This is a genomic window from Kaistia algarum (genome assembly GCF_026343945.1).
GTDB classification, from domain to species: domain Bacteria; phylum Pseudomonadota; class Alphaproteobacteria; order Rhizobiales; family Kaistiaceae; genus Kaistia; species Kaistia algarum.
In genome coordinates this window covers 2,426,449-2,445,349 of sequence record NZ_JAPKNJ010000001.1, presented here as the reverse complement: position 1 = coordinate 2,445,349, position 18,901 = coordinate 2,426,449, and the positions used below count along the sequence as shown (strand labels likewise).

General features: G+C 64.9%; 18 protein-coding genes. 15 read left to right on the top strand and 3 right to left on the bottom strand.

What is annotated here, in order from left to right; all coding sequences use genetic code 11:
• Positions 1–4 precede the first annotated feature (4 nt).
• A complete protein-coding gene (locus OSH05_RS11755; RefSeq protein ID WP_104221599.1) occupies positions 5–397 on the top strand; it encodes a RidA family protein in 393 nt (130 codons plus the stop codon).
• Here the strand turns inward: OSH05_RS11755 and OSH05_RS11750 are convergent.
• The gene (locus OSH05_RS11750; protein ID WP_104221598.1) at positions 342–1,292 is read right to left on the bottom strand and encodes a LysR family transcriptional regulator; all 951 of its coding nucleotides are present in this window, start codon (positions 1,290–1,292) and stop codon (positions 342–344) included. The two genes, OSH05_RS11755 and OSH05_RS11750, sit on opposite strands and share 56 nt — an antisense overlap.
• Positions 1,293–1,465: 173 nt before the next feature.
• Here OSH05_RS11750 and OSH05_RS11745 point away from each other — a divergent pair, with 173 nt between their 5' ends.
• From OSH05_RS11745 to OSH05_RS11685, 13 genes are all read left to right on the top strand, one after another.
• The gene (locus tag OSH05_RS11745) at positions 1,466–2,647 is read left to right on the top strand and encodes a TDT family transporter (RefSeq protein WP_104221597.1); all 1,182 of its coding nucleotides are present in this window, start codon (positions 1,466–1,468) and stop codon (positions 2,645–2,647) included.
• A 74-nt stretch (positions 2,648–2,721) separates the two neighbouring features.
• Positions 2,722–4,071 carry an 8-oxoguanine deaminase gene (locus tag OSH05_RS11740; protein ID WP_104221596.1) on the top strand — a complete coding sequence of 450 codons (1,350 nt, stop codon included), beginning with the start codon at positions 2,722–2,724 and terminating at the stop codon, positions 4,069–4,071.
• 281 nt (positions 4,072–4,352) lie between these two features.
• Positions 4,353–5,708, top strand: a complete 1,356-nt coding sequence (locus OSH05_RS11735) for an 8-oxoguanine deaminase (protein ID WP_104221706.1) — start codon at positions 4,353–4,355, stop codon at positions 5,706–5,708.
• A 3-nt stretch (positions 5,709–5,711) separates the two neighbouring features.
• The gene (locus OSH05_RS11730) at positions 5,712–6,164 is read left to right on the top strand and encodes a DUF6228 family protein (RefSeq protein WP_104221705.1); all 453 of its coding nucleotides are present in this window, start codon (positions 5,712–5,714) and stop codon (positions 6,162–6,164) included.
• Complete coding sequence (locus tag OSH05_RS11725) at positions 6,161–6,970, top strand: creatininase family protein (RefSeq protein ID WP_266352251.1); 810 nt, start codon at positions 6,161–6,163, stop codon at positions 6,968–6,970. The genes OSH05_RS11730 and OSH05_RS11725 overlap by 4 nt, the downstream gene beginning before the upstream one ends.
• A 106-nt stretch (positions 6,971–7,076) precedes the next feature.
• The gene (locus tag OSH05_RS11720) at positions 7,077–8,003 is read left to right on the top strand and encodes an NAD(P)-dependent oxidoreductase (protein WP_104221703.1); all 927 of its coding nucleotides are present in this window, start codon (positions 7,077–7,079) and stop codon (positions 8,001–8,003) included.
• Positions 8,004–8,148: 145 nt separating this feature from the next.
• Complete coding sequence (locus tag OSH05_RS11715; protein ID WP_266352249.1) at positions 8,149–9,735, top strand: ABC transporter substrate-binding protein; 1,587 nt, start codon at positions 8,149–8,151, stop codon at positions 9,733–9,735.
• A 102-nt stretch (positions 9,736–9,837) separates the two neighbouring features.
• Positions 9,838–10,848 carry an ABC transporter permease subunit gene (locus tag OSH05_RS11710; protein ID WP_104220954.1) on the top strand — a complete coding sequence of 337 codons (1,011 nt, stop codon included), beginning with the start codon at positions 9,838–9,840 and terminating at the stop codon, positions 10,846–10,848.
• Positions 10,838–11,740 carry an ABC transporter permease subunit gene (locus OSH05_RS11705; protein WP_104220953.1) on the top strand — a complete coding sequence of 301 codons (903 nt, stop codon included), beginning with the start codon at positions 10,838–10,840 and terminating at the stop codon, positions 11,738–11,740. The genes OSH05_RS11710 and OSH05_RS11705 overlap by 11 nt, the downstream gene beginning before the upstream one ends.
• A gap of 3 nt (positions 11,741–11,743) precedes the next feature.
• Positions 11,744–12,751, top strand: coding sequence for an ABC transporter ATP-binding protein (locus OSH05_RS11700; protein WP_104220952.1), 1,008 nt, complete (start codon positions 11,744–11,746; stop codon positions 12,749–12,751).
• The gene (locus OSH05_RS11695) at positions 12,748–13,713 is read left to right on the top strand and encodes a dipeptide ABC transporter ATP-binding protein (protein ID WP_104220951.1); all 966 of its coding nucleotides are present in this window, start codon (positions 12,748–12,750) and stop codon (positions 13,711–13,713) included. The genes OSH05_RS11700 and OSH05_RS11695 overlap by 4 nt, the downstream gene beginning before the upstream one ends.
• Positions 13,714–13,840: 127 nt before the next feature.
• Positions 13,841–14,920: a CobW family GTP-binding protein gene (locus OSH05_RS11690; RefSeq protein WP_104220950.1), complete on the top strand. Its 1,080-nt coding sequence runs from the start codon at positions 13,841–13,843 to the stop codon at positions 14,918–14,920.
• Positions 14,921–14,990: 70 nt separating this feature from the next.
• Complete coding sequence (locus OSH05_RS11685) at positions 14,991–15,977, top strand: WD40 repeat domain-containing protein (protein WP_104220949.1); 987 nt, start codon at positions 14,991–14,993, stop codon at positions 15,975–15,977.
• 10 nt (positions 15,978–15,987) lie between these two features.
• Here OSH05_RS11685 and OSH05_RS11680 read toward each other — a convergent pair whose 3' ends face one another.
• On the bottom strand, positions 15,988–16,353 hold the full coding sequence (locus OSH05_RS11680; RefSeq protein WP_104220948.1) for a hypothetical protein: 366 nt from the start codon (positions 16,351–16,353) through the stop codon (positions 15,988–15,990).
• Positions 16,354–16,459: 106 nt separating this feature from the next.
• On the opposite strand from OSH05_RS11680, the gene OSH05_RS11675 reads away from it, so the two are divergent.
• Entirely contained in the window at positions 16,460–17,317 is an 858-nt protein-coding gene (locus OSH05_RS11675; RefSeq protein ID WP_104220947.1) for a lytic transglycosylase domain-containing protein, read from the top strand.
• 19 nt (positions 17,318–17,336) lie between these two features.
• On the opposite strand, the gene OSH05_RS11670 is transcribed toward OSH05_RS11675, so the two are convergent.
• A complete protein-coding gene (locus OSH05_RS11670) occupies positions 17,337–18,776 on the bottom strand; it encodes a homospermidine synthase (RefSeq protein WP_104220946.1) in 1,440 nt (479 codons plus the stop codon).
• Positions 18,777–18,901 lie beyond the last annotated feature (125 nt).

Below are 18,901 nucleotides of genomic sequence, written 5' to 3'. Positions count from 1 at the left end.
CTCCATGTCCAACCGCGCCGTGACGCCATCCGACATTCGTCCGCCCTTCGGCCGCTACAGCCACGGCGTCGAAGTGCCGGCCGTAAGCCGCTTCGTCTACACCTCCGGCCAGCTCGGCGTCCGGTCCGACGACAGCGTTCCCGAAACGATCGAGGAGCAGGCCGAGATATGTTTTGAAGCGATCCGCAGCATTCTCGCCGCAGGCGGCATGGATCTTTCCGACATTGTCCGCCTCTCCGCCTTCGTGACGAAGCGCGAGGACATGCGACGCTATATGGCCGTTCGCGATCGCTATGTGAGCGATCCGCCGCCGGCTTCGACTCTCTTCATCGTGTCCGGCTTCACCCGGCCGGAGTTTCTCGTCGAGGTCGAGGCCGTGGCGGCGAAGGCGGACTGATCGCGGCGAACGCATCCTCGGCCAGCACGAGTGTTTCGAAGGCCTGCACGGCGGCCGTCGCATGCCGCTCGCGATGGCGGATGAGGCTGAGCGCCCGCCGCGTCAGCGTGAGATCCGCCCGCACCACGCGCCCGGCGGCCAGCGCCGAAGCCGCGGCGGCGATCGAGACCGCCGCGACGGACGATCCGCCCTCGACCGCCGACAGCACCGCTTCGTTCGACGGCAGACCGAGCGCGATCTCAAGCCCCGCCGGATCGATGCCTTCAATCCGCAGGAATGCCTCGAAGGAAGATCGCGTGCCGGAGCCGGCCTCGCGCAGCACCCAGCGCGCCTTGCCGATGTCATGGGTTCCGAGCCGCCGTCCGTCCGCCCAGGGATGGGTCGGCGCGACGACGGCAATCAATTCATCCTCGGCAAGGTCGCGGCGCAGCAGAAGCGGCGACGCGAAGGCTCCCTCGATGAAGCCAAGTTCCACCCGGCCCTCGACCACGGCATGGCCGATGGTCTCGGTATTGCCGGTGACGAGACGAATGCCGATGCCCGGATGGGCATCATGGAACCGCATCAGCAGGCGCGGCAGATAATAGCTCGCCATGGTCTGGCTGGCGCCGAGCAGCAGCGCCCCGCTGGCCAGCCCGCCAAGATCGGACAGCATGGCTTCCGCCGCCGCCGCTCTTTCGAGAATGGCCTTCGCCTCGCTCAGAAAGAGCCGCCCGGCGCCGGTCAGCACGATGCCGCGTCCCACGCGGTCGAACAACGCCACCTGATAGCGCCCCTCCAGCGTGCGAATGGCGGAACTGACAGCCGAAGGCGTCAGATGCAGCGCCTCGGCGGCCCGCGTCAGATGCTGCCGCTCGGCAACGGCCAGGAAGATCCGGAGCTGTTCGAAGGTCATGAGGGGATCATTCGATTTAACCGAATGAACACTACGATCTTTCGCGATGGATTGCACGGATATCCTGTGCGATCACCCCCTCGACACAGCGTTCGCCATGCCAAGCGAGCCGGGATCCGCAAACGAACCCGACAATCTCGGCAGACGCGCGGAACGGTTCGGGAGTAAGGCCGATGGCCCAATTGACGATCATCGCAACGCGGGACGCGGCGCTGGCCGAGCCGCCGCGCATCAACAGCCTTCGCGAGCGCGTGCGGCAGTTCACGCCGAACTGGTTCGCCGCAACGATGGGCACGGGCGGCCTGGCGCTGGCGCTACATCAGTTTCCGCTGGCGATGCCCGGTCTCGACGCGCTAGGCCGCACGCTCTGGATGGCCAATATCGCCCTCTTCGTCCTGTTCGCAGCGCTTTATGCCGCGCGCTGGGTCCTCTTCTTCGACGAGGCACGGCTGATATTCCGCCATCCCGTGATGTCGATGTTCCTCGGCACCATCCCGATGGGTCTTGCGACCGTTATCAACGGCTTCCTTGCCTATGGAGTCCCGCTCTGGGGCGACGCGGCGATCGGCATCGCCCGGAACCTCTGGTGGCTGGATGTCGGCCTCTCCGTCGCTTGCGGCGCGCTCGTGCCCTTCCTGATGTTCACGCGCCAGGACCACAGCCTCGAAAAGATGACAGCCATCTGGCTGCTGCCGATCGTGGCGGCGGAGGTGGCGGCGACGAGCGGCGGCCTGCTGGCGCCGCATCTCGGACCGGCGGAGGGGTACGGCGTCCTGATTCTGAGCTATGTCCTCTGGGCCTATTCCGTGCCGCTCGCCATGAGCATCCTCGTGCTGCTGCTTCTGCGCCTCTATCTTCACAAGCTGCCGCCGCGCGCGATGGCCGCCTCGGGCTGGCTCGCTCTCGGTCCAATCGGCACCGGCGCACTGGGACTGCTCGTTCTGGGTGGCAACGCACCGGCGCTCTTCGCTGCCCATGGCCTCGGCGAAGTCGGGCAGATGGCGTTCGGCATCGGCATCATCGGCGGCCTGATGCTCTGGGGCTATGGCGCCTGGTGGCTGCTGCTGGCGCTGCTGAAGACGGCGCAATATCTGCGCGAGGGACTGCCGTTCAATCTCGGCTGGTGGGCCTTCACCTTCCCGCTCGCCGTCTATGCCCTGGCAACGCTGGCACTGGCCAACGCCACCGGCTTCGACTTCTTCACGGTCGTCGGCGCCTGCCTCGTTGTCGCGCTTGCGGCGGCATGGGCGATCGTTGCCACGCGGACGGCGATCGGCGCCTGGCGCGGCGATCTGTTCATCGCGCCCTGCCTCGCCGCGGTTACAGAGGCACAGGCGGCCCGGATCGCAGCCTGAAGCCGCGCGTGTTGCGTCGCAGCAGCCGCCGTGATGGTATCGGCCAAACAGGCGGCGATATCGGAGCGGACAGGATGGCTGACAGAGTTTGGGTGAAGGATCCGATCGCGGTGCTGGGCGAAGGCGCCGAACGCGGCGTGGTCGTCGAGGACGGCAGAATAGCCGAACTCGTCGGCAAGGGCGCGGAACCGTCCCACCCGGTCCATTCTGTCTTCGACGCTTCCCGCCACGTGGTGACGCCGGGCCTGGTCAACACGCACCATCATATGTTCCAGACGCTGACGCGGGCTCACCCGAGCGCGATCAACAAGGAACTGTTCCCCTGGCTGGAAGCGCTGTTCCCGATCTGGTCGAAGAATGTCGATCCCGAGAATTTCCGCCTCGCCACCCGCCTCGCGCTCACCGAACTGCTGATCTCGGGCTGCACCACCGCCTCGGACCATCAATATCTCTATCCGCGCGGCCTAGAATCCGCGATGGACATCCAGGCGGAGGAGGCGGCCAGGCTCGGCATCCGCATGACGCTGAACCGCGGCTCCCTCAATCTGACCGTCGAGGAAGGCGGCAATGCCGACCAGAACGCCGTGCAGGACACCGACGTCATCCTGGCCGATTGCGAGCGGGTCATCGGCCGCTATCACGACGCGTCGGAAGGCTCGATGCTACAGGTGGCGCTCGCGCCCTGCGCGCCCTTCAACGTCACCAAGCGGCTGATGATCGAGACGGCCGAACTGGCGGCCAAATGCAATTGCCACATGCACACCCATCTCGCCGAGACGCGCGACGAGAATGTCTACTGCATGGAGCATTTCGGCTATCGCCCGGTCGATTATCTCGAAGAAGTCGGCTGGCTCAACGACCGCGTCTGGCTGGCGCACGGCATCCATTTCAACGACGAGGAAGTCATCCGCCTCGGCAAGAACGGCGTCGGCGTCTCGCATTGCCCGACCTCGAACATGGTGCTCGCCTCCGGCCAGTGCCGCACCAAGGAACTGGAAGCTGCCGGCTCGCCGGTCGGCCTCGGCGTCGACGGCTCGGCCTCGAACGACAATTCCAACCTGATGGAGGCGGTGCGCCACGCGCTGATGATCGGCCGGCTTACCTACAACGCCGAACAGGTAACGCATCTCGACGCCTTCCGCTGGGCGACCGAGGGCTCGGCCAATTGCCTCGGCCGCCAGGACATCGGCTCGATCGCCGTCGGCAAGCAGGCCGACATGGCCTTCTACACGCTCGACGAACTGCGCTTCTCTGGCGCCGGCGACCCGATCGCGGCGCTGGTGCTGTGCGGCGCCTACAAGGCCGATCGTGTCATGGTCAAGGGCGACTGGAAGATCGAGGACGGCGTGCCTCCGGGCATGGATCTCGCCGAGCTGCGCTATGAGCACGGCCGGGTGGCGAAGAAGTTTTTGGAGGCGGTGTGAAGGTGAGTCGCCCTTCTTCTTCCCCTCTCCCGCTTGCGGGAGAGGTTGGGTGAGGGACTTGCTTGCTGCGACGGAGCTTAGCGGACGATAGACCGAGAAAGGCCCTCACCCCGGCCCTCTCCCGCAAGCGGGAGAGGGAGAAGGAAGAAAGCGGTAGCGCTCCATCCGCACGAACTTCCCGTCCCGCCCGGCACATCTCCCTGCCCTTTGCCGCACATATGATCTTGCCCGACGGCTAGCGACGATATCTTGTCGCTTGCCGGGCATGCATGAGGACGGAGATGACCGAGCGGCGCTGGATCAAGGACCCGATCGCGACTCTGGCCGAGGGCGCCGAGCGCGGCGTCGTCGTCGAGGGCGGGCGGATCGTCGAACTGGTGGCGACCGGCGCCGAGCCGGCTCATCCCGTTCATTCGGTGTTCGATGCGTCGCGCCATGTCGTGACGCCCGGCCTCGTCAACACGCATCACCACTTCTTCCAGACGATGACGCGGGCGCACCCCAAGGCGATGAACCGCTCGCTCTGGCCGTGGATCACCTCGATCTATCCGGTGTGGACCCGCCATGTGAACGCGCAGAATTTCCGGCTCGCAGCGCGGCTCTCCATGACCGAGCTCTTGATGTCGGGCTGCACCTGCGCCTCGGACCATCACTATCTCTTCCCCTCCGGCCTCGAAAACGCGATGGACATCGAGGCGGAGGAAGCGGCGGCGCTCGGCCTGCGCATGACGCTGACGCGCGGCGCGCTCGACCTCTCCGGCGGCGAGGACAGCCAGGCCGTGGCGCCGGGTGGTGCGATCCAGGTTGATGATGTGATCCTCGCCGATTGCGAGCGGGTGATCGCGCGCTATCACGACCGATCGGACGGCGCGATGACCCGCGTTGCGCTCGCGCCGAACGCGCCCTTCGACGTGACGAAGCATTTGATGCGCGAAACCGCGGCGCTGGCCGAAAAGCACGATTGCCGCCTGCACACCCATCTGGTCGAAACCGCCCAGGAAGCCGCCTTCGCCCGCGAAAAACATGGCATGACGGCAGCTGACTATCTGGAGGATTGCGGCTGGCTGACCAACCGCACCTGGCTCGCCCACGGCATCTATTTCGACGACGCAGAGATTGCGAAGCTGGGATGGCACGGCGTCGGCATCTGCCACTGTCCCACTTCGAACATGGTGCTCTCGTCCGGCTTCTGTCGGACGAAAGAGCTGGAGGCAGCCGGCGTTCCGGTCGGCCTCGGCGTCGACGGCTCGGCCTCGAATGACAATTCCAACCTGATGGAAGCCGTCCGTCACGCGCTGATGCTGGGTCGCCTGAAATACAATGCCGAGACCGTCACCCATCTCGATGCGCTGCGCTGGGGAACGGAAGGCTCGGCGCGTTGCCTCGGCCGCGACGACATCGGCACGATCGCCGTCGGCAAGCAGGCCGACCTCGCCTTCTGGTCCCTCGACGAACTGCGCTTCTCCGGCGCCGGCGATCCGATCGCCGCCCTCGTACTCTGCGGCGCCCATGCGGCGGATCGCGTCATGGTCAAGGGCGAGTGGCGGGTCGAGGATGGCATGCCGGTCGGAATCGACCTCGCCAGGCTGCGCTATGAGCATGGCGAGGCGGCGAAGGCGTTTCTGGAGGCGCTGTAAGCTATGACGGAACAGGTTAGAATATCGTCGGCTCACGGTTCATCGTGGATTGAGTTCGGCGTTCCCAATGTCAAAGGAGAAGTCACGTACTTCGAGGTCACTGCGAGATTCGGGGTGTTCTCGGGGGCTAACAAAGTAAGCGCAGACCCTTACGACTCCCCGGCTTACCTCTTTGAGGCCGCTGCCGAAGATTGGACGGGTTACAAATTCTGGAATTCGGACGGCGGCGAACTTTCTCTTCGCCTTTCTAAGGATTCAGTTGGCCACTGTGGTCTCGAAGTTCGACTACATGAAGGACCGTTGCTTGATGTTGAGTTGAAGGGAGGACTGCTTCTCGAGCTAGGCTCCCTGGATACGATCGCCGGCCAACTTCGGCGCCTGTTCGCAGGAACACCTGCGGGAGCGCCTCGCGAAACGCTTATGAATTTCGGACCGATAGAGATTTCTCAATCATGACTCTCCCCCGTCCCTACTGGCACGAAATGCAGGCGCCGGACTTCCTCGATCCGTCGACGAAGGACTGGATCGCTGTGCTCCCCGTCTGCGCCATCGAGCAGCACGGGCCGCATCTGCCGGTCTATACCGATCATTGCATCGGCGAGGGCATGGTGAAGCGGACGGTGGAATTGTTGCCGGAAGGGCTGCCGGTGACGTTCCTGCCGCTGCAGCCGATCGGCAAATCGAACGAACACATCTCGTCGCCCGGCACGATCACCTTCTCTTGGGAGACGGCGATCCGGATCTGGATGGAGATCGGCGATTCGATCGCCAGGGCCGGGGTGAAGAAGCTCGTCATCGTCACCTCGCATGGCGGCAATGTCGCCATCGCCGACATCCTCGCCCGCGAGCTTCGGATCAAATACGACATGCTCGTGGTCTCGACCGGCTGGGCCGGCGTCGGCGAACCGGAAGGGCTCGTGGAAGCGCGGGAGAACCTCTACGGCATCCATGGCGGCGATGTCGAAACCTCGATCATGCTGCATCTGCGACCCGATCTGGTGAGGATGGACATGGCCGAGGATTTCCTTTCCGCGCAGCTCGATCTCATTAAGGAATTCAAGCATTTGCGCTTCCATCAGGCGGCGGCGCGGATCGGCTGGAAGGCGCAGGACCTGAACCCCGCCGGCGCCGTCGGCAATGCCGCGCGAGCCACCGCCGAGCGTGGCCGGCTGATTGTCGATCACCAGGCCAGGCTCTTCGTCGAGCTGCTGGAGGAGGTGGCGCGCTTCGATCTTTCGCGGCTCTGGCGCCCCAGCCCCTGAATGAGGGGCGCGACACGTCGATTCGCTTGAGGGTTTCGCCGAAGCCCCGATAGAGTGAGCGCAGGGAAGGGCTTCCGCCCAGGCCGCGCAGCCCCGGGGGCGGGTGTTGGTCGACATCGTCATTACCGAGTTCATGCACAAGCAGGCGGTCGCCGACCTCTCGCGCGACTTCGACGTGCATTACGAGCCGACGCTCGGCATGGACCCGGCGGCGCTCGGTCCCTTCCTGCGCCGCGCGGTCGCGCTCATCATCCGCGACCGCACGCTGGTCGATATTCCGTTGATCGCGCAGGCCTATCAGCTTCGGGTCATCGGCCAGGTCGGGCTTCCCTCCGATAATATCGACATGCAGAGCTGCGAAGCGCATGGGATCGCCATCCTGCGTGCGCCCGACGCCATGGCCGACGCCATCGGCGAATATGTGATCGCCGCCGCCCTCGTCCTGACGCGCGGCGGCTTTTATTCGAGCCGCGATGTCATGGCCGGCAAATGGCCGCGCGGGCTGCTCATGGGCCGCGAGATCGGGGGACGCACGCTCGGTCTCGTCGGGCTCGATTTCGGCGCCCGCAGCACTGCCGTCCGGGCTCGTGCGCTCGGAATGACGATCGTCGGCTGGGATCCACTGCTGAAGGCCAGCCATCCGGCCTGGAGCGACATCGAGCGCCTTGAATTCCCGGACCTGCTTGGCCGAGCCGATGTCATCAGCGTCCATCTGCCGCCCCGGCCGGAGTTTCGCGGCCGTTTCGATTCCGCCGCGCTCAACCGCATGAAAGCCGGGGCGGTGCTGATCTCGGTAGGCGCCGCGGGTGTCGTTGACGAGGCGGCGGTCGCCAACATGCTCGCAATCGGCAAACTGCGGGGCGCCGCGCTCGACGGCTTCGAGACAGAGCCGCTGACGATCGAGGCCGGTGCCGTTTTCGCCGCGGTCCCCAATCTGATCCTGACGCCGCGCATCGCCGACCTGACGCTGGAATCGCACCTGCGCTCTTCCGAGGCGATCGTCGAAAAGGTCCGGGGCGCCCTGGCGCGCTGACCATCTGGACAAAATTGCACTTGCTTTCGTGTCCGCCCTCGGCTCGACTGAGTACTTGTCGTCGCCCATGAGCCAGCCCGGAAGAGGCTGGCCGGCGACAGCCTGCAGGAACGCGCATCATATTGCGATGAAGGGGAATTCAGCGATGAAGAGGTTCACCGGCCTTCTAGCGGCCACTATGCTCATCGGCGGTCTGGCGACGGCCGCCGAGGCCAAGACACTCGTCTATTGCGCCGAGGGCAGTCCCGAAAACTTCAATCCGCAGATCAATACGACCGGAACATCGCTGGACGCGGCGCGGCCGGCCTTCAACCAGCTCGTCCAGTTCGAGCCGGGCACGACCAATGTCATTCCGGGCCTCGCCGAGAAATGGGATGTCTCTCCCGACGGCACGGTGATCACCTTCCACCTGCGCAAGGGCGTCAAGTTCCATTCGGTCAAAGGCTTCACGCCGACCCGCGACTTCAACGCCGACGATGTGATCTTCTCGTTCGACCGCCAGTGGAAGAAAGACAACCCGTATCACGACGTTTCGGGTGGCGCTTATGACTACTTCAACGACATGGGCATGCCCGATCTGTTGAAGTCGATCGAGAAGATCGATGACTATACGGTCAAGTTCACGCTGACCCGCCCGGAAGCGCCCTTCCTCGCCAATCTTGCGATGGATTTCGCGACCATCCTGTCGGCCGAATATGCCGATGCGATGCTGAAGGCCGGCACGCCCGAGCAGGTCGACCAGGTGCCGGTCGGCACCGGCCCGTTCGAATTCGTCGCCTACCAGAAGGACGCGGTCATCCGCTACAAGGCGTTCCCGGAATATTGGGGCGGCGCACCGAAGATCGATCTAGTCTTCGCGATCACCAAGGATCCAACCGCACGCTGGGCCAAGGTGCAGAATGGCGAATGCCATGTCATGCCCTACCCGAACCCGGCCGATCTCACGGCGATCGGCAAGGATCCGAATGTCGACCTGATGCAGCAGCCGGGCCTCAATATCGGCTATCTCGCCTTCAACGTCACCAAGAAGCCCTTCGACGACAAGCGCGTGCGCCTCGCCGTCACCTATGCGATCGACAAGGATGCGATCCTGAAGGACGTTTATCTCGGCGCGGGCCAGCCGGCGAAGAACTTCATCCCGCCGACCATCTGGGGCTATAACGACGCCATCGTCGACTATCCGCACGACGTCGAGAAGGCGAAGGAACTGCTCAAGGAAGCCGGCCTCGAAAACGGCTTCGAGACGGATCTGTGGTGGATGCCCGTGCAGCGCCCCTACAATCCGAACGCCAAGCGCGTTGCCGAGATCATCCAGTCGGATCTCGAGAAGCTCAACATCAAGTCGACGCTCGTCTCCTATGAATGGGGCGAATATCGCAAGCGCCTGCAGGCCGGCGAGCACCAGATGGGCCAGCTTGGCTGGACCGGCGATAATGGTGATCCGGACAATTTCTTCTTCCTGCTCGGCTGCGACGCGGCCCGTGAAGGCGGCCAGAACCTCTCCAAATGGTGCAACAAGGATTTCGACGACAAGTTGAAGAAGGCCAAGGGCACCTTCGACAAGGCGGAGCGCACCAAGCTCTATGAGGAGATGCAGGTCATCGCCCATGACGAGGTGCCGGTGTTCACCATCGCCCATTCCGTCGTGTTCGAGCCCGTGCGCAAGGAAGTCGTCGGCTACAAGGTCAGCCCGCTGGGCCGGCATGAATTCCAGGATGTCGACCTGAAATAGGCCGCCTCTAACTCATGACGGCCGCGCGGCATCGTTCGCGCGCCGTCTCTCCGACTGGACCAGGCGGCTCGATGCGTCGGACCGCCCACCACGGGTCCCAGCATGATCGGTTTCATCGTCCGGCGCGTATTGCTGGTCATTCCGACCTTTGTCGCGATCGCCTTCCTGACCTTCGTCGCGATCCGCCTCGTTCCGGGCGATCCGATCGAGGTCAGAACCGGCGAGCGCGGCATCTCGCCGGAACGGCTCGCCTATTTCCGCCATGAGCTCGGGCTCGACCAGCCGGTCTGGAAGCAATTCCTCGACTATCTCTGGCAGCTCGCGCACGGCAATTTCGGCACGTCGCTATCAACGCATGCGCCGGTGCTGACCGAATTCGCGACGCTCTTTCCCGCGACGCTGGAACTGGCCCTCTGCGCCATGATCTTCGCCGTCGTTCTCGGCGTGCCGGCGGGTGTTATCGCGGCGACCCGACGCGGCAGCTTCATCGACTATTCGCTGATGGGCGTGGCGCTTACCGGCTTCTCGATGCCGATATTCTGGTGGGGCCTGCTGCTGATCCTGTTCTTCTCGGTGACGCTCGGCTGGACGCCGGTCTCGGGCCGCATCGACCTGCTCTATTATTTCGAGCCCGTCACCGGCTTCATGCTGATCGACAGCCTGCTTTCCGATCAGGACGGCGCCTTCCTCTCGGCGCTTTCGCATCTGATCCTGCCGACCATCGTGCTCGGCACGATCCCGCTGGCGACCATCGCCAGGATGACCCGCTCGGCCATGCTGGAGGTGCTGGGCGAGGATTATGTCCGCACGGCGCGCGCCAAGGGCCTTTCGCCCTTCCGCATCGTCGGCATCCATGCGTTGCGCAACGCGCTGATTCCGGTCGTCACCGTGATCGGCCTGCAGGTCGGCATGCTGATGGCCGGCGCCGTGCTCACCGAATATATCTTCTCCTGGCCGGGCATCGGCACCTGGCTGATCGAATCGATCCAGCGCCGGGACTATCCGGTCCTACAGGGCGGCATCCTGCTGGTCTCCGCCATCGTCATCTTGATCAACATCCTCGTCGACCTGCTCTACGGCGTGCTCAACCCGAGGATCCGCCATGCCCGCTGACAGGACTGCCGTGCCGACCGCCTCCGCGCCGCCCGGGGTGATCGCGGCTTTCTTCCGGGCCTTCTCGGAGAACCGGGCCGCGGTGGCAGGCCTCATCCTGCTGACACTGCTGGTCCTCGTCGCCATCTTCGCGAATCTCATCGCACCCTATGATCCGACCGAGCAATTCCGGGAGTTCGTCCGCATCCCGCCCGCCTGGATGGAGGGCGGCAATGCCGCCTTCCCGCTGGGTACCGACGAGATCGGCCGCGACATGCTCTCCCGCCTCATCTTCGGCGCGCGGCTGTCCCTGTTCATCGGCCTTTCCGTCGTCGTCGCCTCCATGATCGTCGGCATCGCGCTCGGCCTCATCGCCGCCTTCTTCCCCGGCTGGCCGTCGATCGTGATCATGCGGGCGATGGACGTGATCCTGTCCGTGCCCAGCCTGCTGCTCGCCATCGTCATCGTCGCCATCATCGGCCCAAGCCTCACCAACACGATCGTGGCGATCACCGTCGTCTATCTGCCGAACTATGTACGCCTCGTCCGCGCCTCAGCCCTGTCGGAGAAGTCGCGCGACTATGTGACGGCGGCGCGCGTTGCCGGCGCCGGAACGCTCTACATCATGTTCCGGACGGTGCTGCCCAATTGCATGGCGCCGATCATCGTGCAGGCCGCGCTGACCATCTCGAACGCCATATTGGAGGCGGCGGCGCTGGGCTTCCTCGGCCTCGGCGCGCAGCCGCCCTCGCCGGAATGGGGCGCCATGCTGGCCTCGGCCCGCGAATTCCTGCAGAGCGCCTCCTGGATCGTCACCGAACCGGGCCTCGCCATCCTGATCACGGTGATCTCGATCAATTTGGTCGGCGACGGCCTGCGCGACGCCCTCGACCCGAAGATGCGGAGGAGTTGAGCCATGGCGCTTCTCGAAATCTCCGATCTCACCGTCGAGTTCCGGACCGCTTCCGGGCTCTTCCGCGCGGTCGACAATGTCTCGCTCAGGCTCGATGCCGGCGAGATCCTCGCGATCGTCGGCGAATCCGGCTCGGGCAAATCCGTCGCCATGCTGGCCGTGATGGGGCTTCTCCCCTGGTCGGCCAAGGTGACCGCGAAACGCCTCGCCTTCGATGGCCGCGATCTGATGGGGCTCACGCCGCGCGAGCGCCGCAAGATCGTCGGCAAGGACATGGCGATGATCTTCCAGGAGCCGATGTCGAGCCTCAATCCCTGCTTCACCGTGGGCTACCAGATCGGCGAGAGCCTCAAGGCGCATCTCGGCCTTTCGCGGGCCGAGCGGCGGGAACGTTCGATTCAACTGCTGAATGCCGTCGGCATTCCGGACCCCGAACGCCGTCTGTCAGCCTTCCCGCACCAGCTTTCCGGCGGCATGAGCCAGCGCGTCATGATCGCGATGGCGCTTGCCTGCCATCCGAAGCTCGTTATCGCCGACGAACCGACCACGGCCCTCGACGTCACCATCCAGGCCCAGATCCTGGAATTGCTCGTCTCGCTGCAGAAGGAGACGGGGATGGGCCTCGTCCTCATCACCCATGACATGGGCGTCGTCGCGGAGACGGCGGAGCGCGTCTCGGTTCATTATGCCGGGCAGAAGATCGAGGAGCAGCCCGTCGGCCCGCTCTTCTCCGATCCGCATCATCCCTATACGGCGGCACTGCTGGCGGCCCTGCCCGAGCGATCCAGCGGACGATATCTGCCCTCTATCCCCGGCGTCGTGCCGGGTCAGTTCGACCGCCCGCCCGCCTGCCTGTTCGAGCCGCGCTGCCGCTTCGCCACCGAGCGCTGCCGGGAAAAAGTCCCACCGCGCCAGGGCGCCATCGCCGGCTTCGCGCTCTGCCACTATCCCCTGACCCATGGCCGTCCGGTCGGCCATCCCCATCCCGAAGGCCGGGAGGTAGCGGCTTGAACGCGCCGGTCGTCCTCGAAGCGAGCCATCTCGCCCGCCATTACCGGGTCAGCCGCGGCGCGTTCGCGCCGACCGCCACGATCAAGGGCCTCGCCGATGCGAGCTTCACGCTCCACGCCGGCCAAACGCTCGCCATCGTTGGCGAATCAGGCTGCGGCAAGTCGACACTCGCCCGTCTCGTCACCATGATCGAGCCGCCATCCGCCGGCAGCCTGCGCATCGGCGATGTCGACATCGCCACCGCCGACCGCGCCAGTCTCCGGGCCCTTCGCTCGGACGTGCAGATCATCTTCCAGAACCCCTATGGCTCGCTCAATCCACGCCAGACCATCCTCGACGCGCTGATCGAGCCGCTGGCCCTCAACCAGCGCGGCGCCAACGCGAAGGCTCGCCGCGAGGCGGCGCTCGCCATGCTGGAGCGCGTCGGCCTGCGACCCGAGCACGCCGATCGCTATCCACACATGTTCTCCGGCGGCCAGCGCCAGCGCATCGCCATCGCCCGCGCGCTGATGCTCCAGCCCAAGATCCTCGTGCTCGACGAGCCGGTTTCGGCGCTCGATCTCTCCGTGCAGGCCCAAGTGTTGAACCTGCTCGTCGATCTGCAGCAGAGCTTCGGCCTCTCCTATCTCTTCATCAGCCATTCGCTCTCGGTCGTGCGCCATATGGCCGACGAGGTCGCCGTCATGTATCTCGGCCGCATCGTCGAGCACGCGCCGCGCGAGACCCTGTTCGAGCGGCCGCTGCATCCCTATACGCAGGCCCTGCTCTCGGCGACGCCGGTAGCCGACCCGGAGCGTCCGCGCGAGCGCGTGCGCCTCAAGGGCGAACTGCCCTCCCCGTTCAATCCGCCAGCCGGCTGCGCCTTCAACCCCCGCTGCCCGCTCGCCTTCGACAAATGCCGCATCGACCGGCCGGAACTCGAATGGCGGGGGGAAAGCGAAGTGGCATGCTGGGCGGTCTGACGGGCGGCGCGCCGCTCGCCTGAACATTGTAACGCCCCCCGTGCAAAACGCTCCCCGATCGCCTATATCACCCTACCTCGACTTCCCTCATTCGCCCGGCGCTGGTCGCCGGGCCGGAGATTGACCGATGGCGGAAACGCAGATTCCGGTGACCGTGCTCACGGGCTACCTCGGAGCCGGCAAGACGACGCTCCTGAACCGCATTCTCTCGGAGAACCACGGCAAGAAATATGCGGTCGTGGTCAATGAGTTCGGCGAGATCGGCATCGATAACGACCTCATCGTCGAGAGCGACGAAGAGATCTACGAGATGAACAATGGCTGTGTCTGCTGCACGGTGCGCGGCGACCTCATTCGTGTCGTCGAAGGCTTGATGAAGCGGCCCGGCGGCTTCGATGGCATCCTCGTCGAGACCACGGGCCTCGCCAATCCGGCCCCGGTCGCGCAGACCTTCTTCATGGACGAGGATGTGCGCGCCAAGTCGCGGCTCGACGCGGTCGTCACCGTCGCCGACGCCTTGAACCTCTTGAAGCGGCTCGACGATTCGCCCGAGGCCGAGGAGCAGATCGCGTTCGCCGACGTGGTGCTGCTGAACAAGATCGACCTTGTCGGCCCCGAGCAGCTCGCGGCCGTCGAGCGCCGCATCCGCGAGATCAACCCGCACGCCACCATCCACCGGACGGAACGCTCGGCGATCGACCTCGACAAGGTGCTCGACCGCGGCGCCTTCGACCTGGAGCGCATCCTGACCCTCGATCCGGAATTCCTTGAGGGCGAGGATCACGATCATGGGGACCACGACCATGATCATGAATGCGGCCCGAACTGCGATCACGACCACCACCATCACGGCCATGATCATGATCATGCCCACGACCACCATCATCACCATCCTCGCCACGACGCATCGGTCTTCTCGATCTCGCTGCGCGGCGGCGAACTCGATCCGGGCAAGTTCTTCCCGTGGATCCAGGAAGTGACGCAGGTCGAGGGCGCCAACATATTGCGCCTCAAGGGCATTCTTGCCATGGAGCGCGACCCGGACCGCTATGTGATCCAGGGCGTGCATATGATCATCGAGGGCACGCATCAGCGCCCCTGGGGCAAGGACGAACACCGCGAAAGCCGGCTCGTCTTCATCGGCCGCAAGCTGAACGAGCAGGCGATCCGCAAGAGCTTCGAAGCCTGCCTCGTCAAGCCAAACTGACCCGCTTGACGGCCGTCGTCCCAGACCACGGCCGTCGCTTTCCTTCCTCATTCCGACAGCCCAAGACTTCATGCCGACGCTGCAGACCTTTCCCTTCGGTGCCTATGTCGTTGGCGCCGCCTTTCTTCGCGGCGTTCCCGCCTTCGCGCTTGGCGATGGCCGCCTCGCCCGTGTCGATGGTGCCGCGGCCGAGACGGCTATCGGCCATGGCGGCGGGTTGATGGCGGCAGCGGCGAGTCTCGACGGCGAGCAGCTTCTGACCTCCGGCGATGATGGCCGCGTCGTCGCCTTCGATGCCGCTGGCGGGGTTGTCGAACTGGCCTCGCGGCCGAGGAAATGGATCGACCAGCTCGCCACCGGCCCGAACGGCGCCTTCGCTTTCGGATTCGGGCGCGAAGCCGTCGTGCATCTGCCCGACGGCAAGGAGCGTGCCTTGACCCATGAGCGCGCGGTAGGCGGTCTCGCCTTCGCGCCGAAGGGGCTGCGTCTCGCCGTGGCCCGCTACAATGGCGCGACGCTATGGTGGCCGGCCACCGACGCCAAGCCGACCGAGTTCGAATGGAAGGGCTCGCATATCGGCGTGTCCTTCTCGCCGGATGGCAAGTTCCTGGTGACGTCGATGCAGGAAAGCGCCCTCCATGGCTGGCGCGTCGCCGATGGCGGCGGCCATATGCGCATGTCGGGCTATCCCGGCAAGGTGAAGTCGATGTCGTGGTCAGCGAAGGGCCGTTTCCTCGCCACCTCCGGCGCCGAAATGGCGGTACTCTGGCCGTTCCACTACAAGGACGGGCCGACGGGACGCCAGCCCCTGCAACTCGGAACCCGTCCCGACAGCCTCGTCACTTTCGTCGCCTGCCATCCGAGCGAGGAAGTAGTGGCGATCGGCTACAAGGACGGCACGGTCATTGCCGCCCGCTTCACCGATTCCGGCGAGGCGGTGCTACGCAAGGCCGGCGAAGGCGGGCCGATCAGCACGCTCGCCTGGGACAAGGACGGCGTCCGCATCGCCTTCGGCACCGAGGAAGGCACCGCCGGGATCATCGATCTGCGCGACTGATCACCGGCGGCTATCGCCGGTAGACGTTCACCGCGAACAGCACCATGCCGATGAGCGTGATCAGCGATCCGACGATCACCAGCGGCTCGCCCGCCGGGACGACCAGCAAGGTCAGTATCAGGCCGGGGATCATCACCCAGACGCCGACCGTCGAGATCCAGAACTGGGCATAGGCCGCGCGCCATTCCGCCTTGGCCGGCACGGCGTTATAATAGAAGCCCATCAGAGCGAGAGAGACCCAGCCGATCAGATTGAGATGGGCGTGCGCAGGTGCCAAGGTGAAGTCCTGTTTCATTCCCATGGTGATGCCCATCAACATGCCCAGGATGACGTAGATCACCGCGGATTTGATGAACCATTGGCTGAGCTTCGGCATGATGTCTCTCCCTCCAGCGACGCGCGACAGATATCGGCGCTCCTCCGACTACCGATTCTTCTGGAACAAGTCCAAGCTATTGAGACGGCAAAGCATAGCCATCATCATGATGTTGGGAGGGTTTCTGTTTACCGGGGCAGCGGAGGCCGTCGCGACGCCTGAGGCGGGAGAAAGCACCGAGCAGACGATCTGCCGGCTGATCGAAGCTTCCGCGAAAGCCGAGAACCTGCCGGTCGACTATTTCACGCGCCTGATCTGGCGCGAGAGTTCGTTCCGGCCCGGCGTCACGAGCCCCGCCGGGGCGCAGGGCATCGCCCAGTTCATGCCCGGAACGGCGGAGGAGCGCGGCCTTATCGATCCGTTCGATCCCGAAACGGCCATTCCCGCCTCGGCCGGCTATCTCGCAACGCTTCGTGCCCGCTTCGGCAATCTCGGACTCGCGGCGGCGGCCTATAATGCCGGACCGACGCGGCTGGCGCGATGGCTCACCAATGGCGGCAATCTGCCGATCGAGACCGAAGACTATGTGCTGTTCATAACCGGCCGTACCGTCGCCGACTGGGCCGCCCATGGCGCGAGCGAGCCGGACGATCCGCTCAAGGGGCAGATCTTCGCCGACCGCGCCCGGAAGGCGCCGAAAAAGCCCGCTGACTGCGCGACCATTGTCGCGGCCGTGCGAAAATCGGCGCCGTCGATCTATGACGGTGTCTATGCACGCTACGGCGTGCAGCTATCGGGCAATTTTTCCAAGGCGCGTGCCATCGCGACGTATGAGCGTCAGGTCCGGCGGTTTCCGACCCTCCTCGCCGGCAAGCCCACGCTGATCCTGGGCTCGCGCGCGCCCGGCCGTGGCCGTCGGGCTTTCTACCGCGTCCGGCTCCCGGCCGCGACGCTGAAGCAGGCTGGCATCCTCTGCCGCGACCTGCAACGAGCCGGAGGCAGTTGCGTCGTGTTGCGCAACTGACCCCGATCCTCGTCGCGATTCACCCGATATTGTGGACGAGCACGTTGCGGAACTGCCAGGGATCGCTCTCGTCGATATCTTCCGGGAAGAAGCCCGGCCGACCCGAAAGCGGTGTCCAGTCCGTGTAGACGCCCTCGACGGTCCCGAGATAGGGGCGCTGGATGCGCAGGCAGAAATGGTAGTCCATCTCGTCCGCCTCGACGATGCCGGCATTGGGATGCTCCAGCGCCCAGACCATGCCGGCGACGACCGCTGATGTGACCTGCATGCCGGTCGCGTTCTGGTAGGGCGCGTTCTGCCGCGCCTCGTCGATCGTGAGCCGCGAGCCATACCAATAGGCGTTGTTGGCGTGACCATAGAGCAGCACGCCGAGTTCGTCGCGGCCGGCGATAATCTCTTCCTCGCTCAGGATGTGCTGTTTGGTCTGGCGCTGCCCGGCACGGCCGAACAACTCATGCAGCGAGAGCACGGCGTCGTTGGAGGGGTGGTAGGCATAGTGGCAGGTCGGACGGTAGACGACGCTGCCCTCCTCCCGAACGGTGAAATGGTCCGCGATCGAGATCGCCTCGTTATGGGTGACGAGGAACCCAAGCTGCGGGCCCGGCGTCGGGCACCAGGAGCGCACGCGCGTGTCGGCGCCGGGCCCGAGCAGGAAGATCGCGGCGCCGCTGCCCGTATCATGGGTGCGGGCATGCTCAGGGATCCATTTCTCATGCGTGCCCCAGCCCATTTCGGCCGGCTGCAGCCCTTCGGACACGAAGCCATCAACTGACCAAGTGTTGACGAAGGTGTCCAGCGGCTTCGGATTGCGCGAGCGCTGCGTATCGCGCTCGGCGATGTGGATGCCCTTGACGCCGGTCGCGCGCATCAGTGAGGCCCATTCGCGCCGCGTCTTCGGCTCCTCGAATTCGATCCCGAGGTCGCGCGCCACGTCGACCAGTGCATGCTTCACGAACCAGGACACCATGCCGGGATTGGCACCGCAGCAGGAGACAGCCGTCGGACCGCCGGGATTGGCGCGCTTCTCGGTCAGCAGTTCCTCTCGGAGCGCGTAGTTGGAGCGCGAAGCCGGGTCGGCCTTATGGTCGTAATAGAAGCCGGGCCAAGGCTCGATCACCGTGTCGATATAGAGGCTGCCGAGCTCCCGGGTCAGCTTCATGATGTCGAGCGACGAGGTATCGACCGAAAGATTGATGCAGAAGGCCTGGCCGGGGCTGGCGGTCAGCAGCGGCGTCAGCACCTCGCGATAGTTTTCGCGGGTCAGCGCCATGCGCACATGCCGGGCGCCGAAAGTGGCGAGGAGCCCCGAATTTTCGTCGCTCGGCTCGACGACGACGAACTGCGAGCGGTCGATAGCAAAATGCCGGCGGATGAGCGGAAGTATCCCTCGGCCGATCGAACCGAAACCAATGATCACCACGGGGCCATCGATGCGACCATAAACAGGCCAATTGGTCATATCGGTGTTCTCCTCAACTTCAAACACGACGAACGCGGATGAACGCAAACCGCTTCGTACCTAAAAAACGCGACAGAAACGTAACCCCGCCCCGGCACGTTTTGCGAACGCAGCGGGCGACGGGG

Coding starts and splice junctions, on each gene's coding strand:
- OSH05_RS11705 (WP_104220953.1), top strand. CDS start 10,838: ATGCCCGCTGACAGGACTGCCGTGCCGACCGCCTCCGCGCCGCCCGGG.
- OSH05_RS11745 (WP_104221597.1), top strand. CDS start 1,466: ATGGCCCAATTGACGATCATCGCAACGCGGGACGCGGCGCTGGCCGAG.
- OSH05_RS11690 (WP_104220950.1), top strand. CDS start 13,841: ATGGCGGAAACGCAGATTCCGGTGACCGTGCTCACGGGCTACCTCGGA.
- OSH05_RS11710 (WP_104220954.1), top strand. CDS start 9,838: ATGATCGGTTTCATCGTCCGGCGCGTATTGCTGGTCATTCCGACCTTT.
- OSH05_RS11685 (WP_104220949.1), top strand. CDS start 14,991: ATGCCGACGCTGCAGACCTTTCCCTTCGGTGCCTATGTCGTTGGCGCC.
- OSH05_RS11670 (WP_104220946.1), bottom strand. CDS start 18,776: ATGACCAATTGGCCTGTTTATGGTCGCATCGATGGCCCCGTGGTGATC.
- OSH05_RS11725 (WP_266352251.1), top strand. CDS start 6,161: ATGACTCTCCCCCGTCCCTACTGGCACGAAATGCAGGCGCCGGACTTC.
- OSH05_RS11735 (WP_104221706.1), top strand. CDS start 4,353: ATGACCGAGCGGCGCTGGATCAAGGACCCGATCGCGACTCTGGCCGAG.
- OSH05_RS11730 (WP_104221705.1), top strand. CDS start 5,712: ATGACGGAACAGGTTAGAATATCGTCGGCTCACGGTTCATCGTGGATT.
- OSH05_RS11700 (WP_104220952.1), top strand. CDS start 11,744: ATGGCGCTTCTCGAAATCTCCGATCTCACCGTCGAGTTCCGGACCGCT.
- OSH05_RS11680 (WP_104220948.1), bottom strand. CDS start 16,353: ATGCCGAAGCTCAGCCAATGGTTCATCAAATCCGCGGTGATCTACGTC.
- OSH05_RS11755 (WP_104221599.1), top strand. CDS start 5: ATGTCCAACCGCGCCGTGACGCCATCCGACATTCGTCCGCCCTTCGGC.
- OSH05_RS11740 (WP_104221596.1), top strand. CDS start 2,722: ATGGCTGACAGAGTTTGGGTGAAGGATCCGATCGCGGTGCTGGGCGAA.
- OSH05_RS11675 (WP_104220947.1), top strand. CDS start 16,460: ATGATGTTGGGAGGGTTTCTGTTTACCGGGGCAGCGGAGGCCGTCGCG.
- OSH05_RS11715 (WP_266352249.1), top strand. CDS start 8,149: ATGAAGAGGTTCACCGGCCTTCTAGCGGCCACTATGCTCATCGGCGGT.
- OSH05_RS11750 (WP_104221598.1), bottom strand. CDS start 1,292: ATGACCTTCGAACAGCTCCGGATCTTCCTGGCCGTTGCCGAGCGGCAG.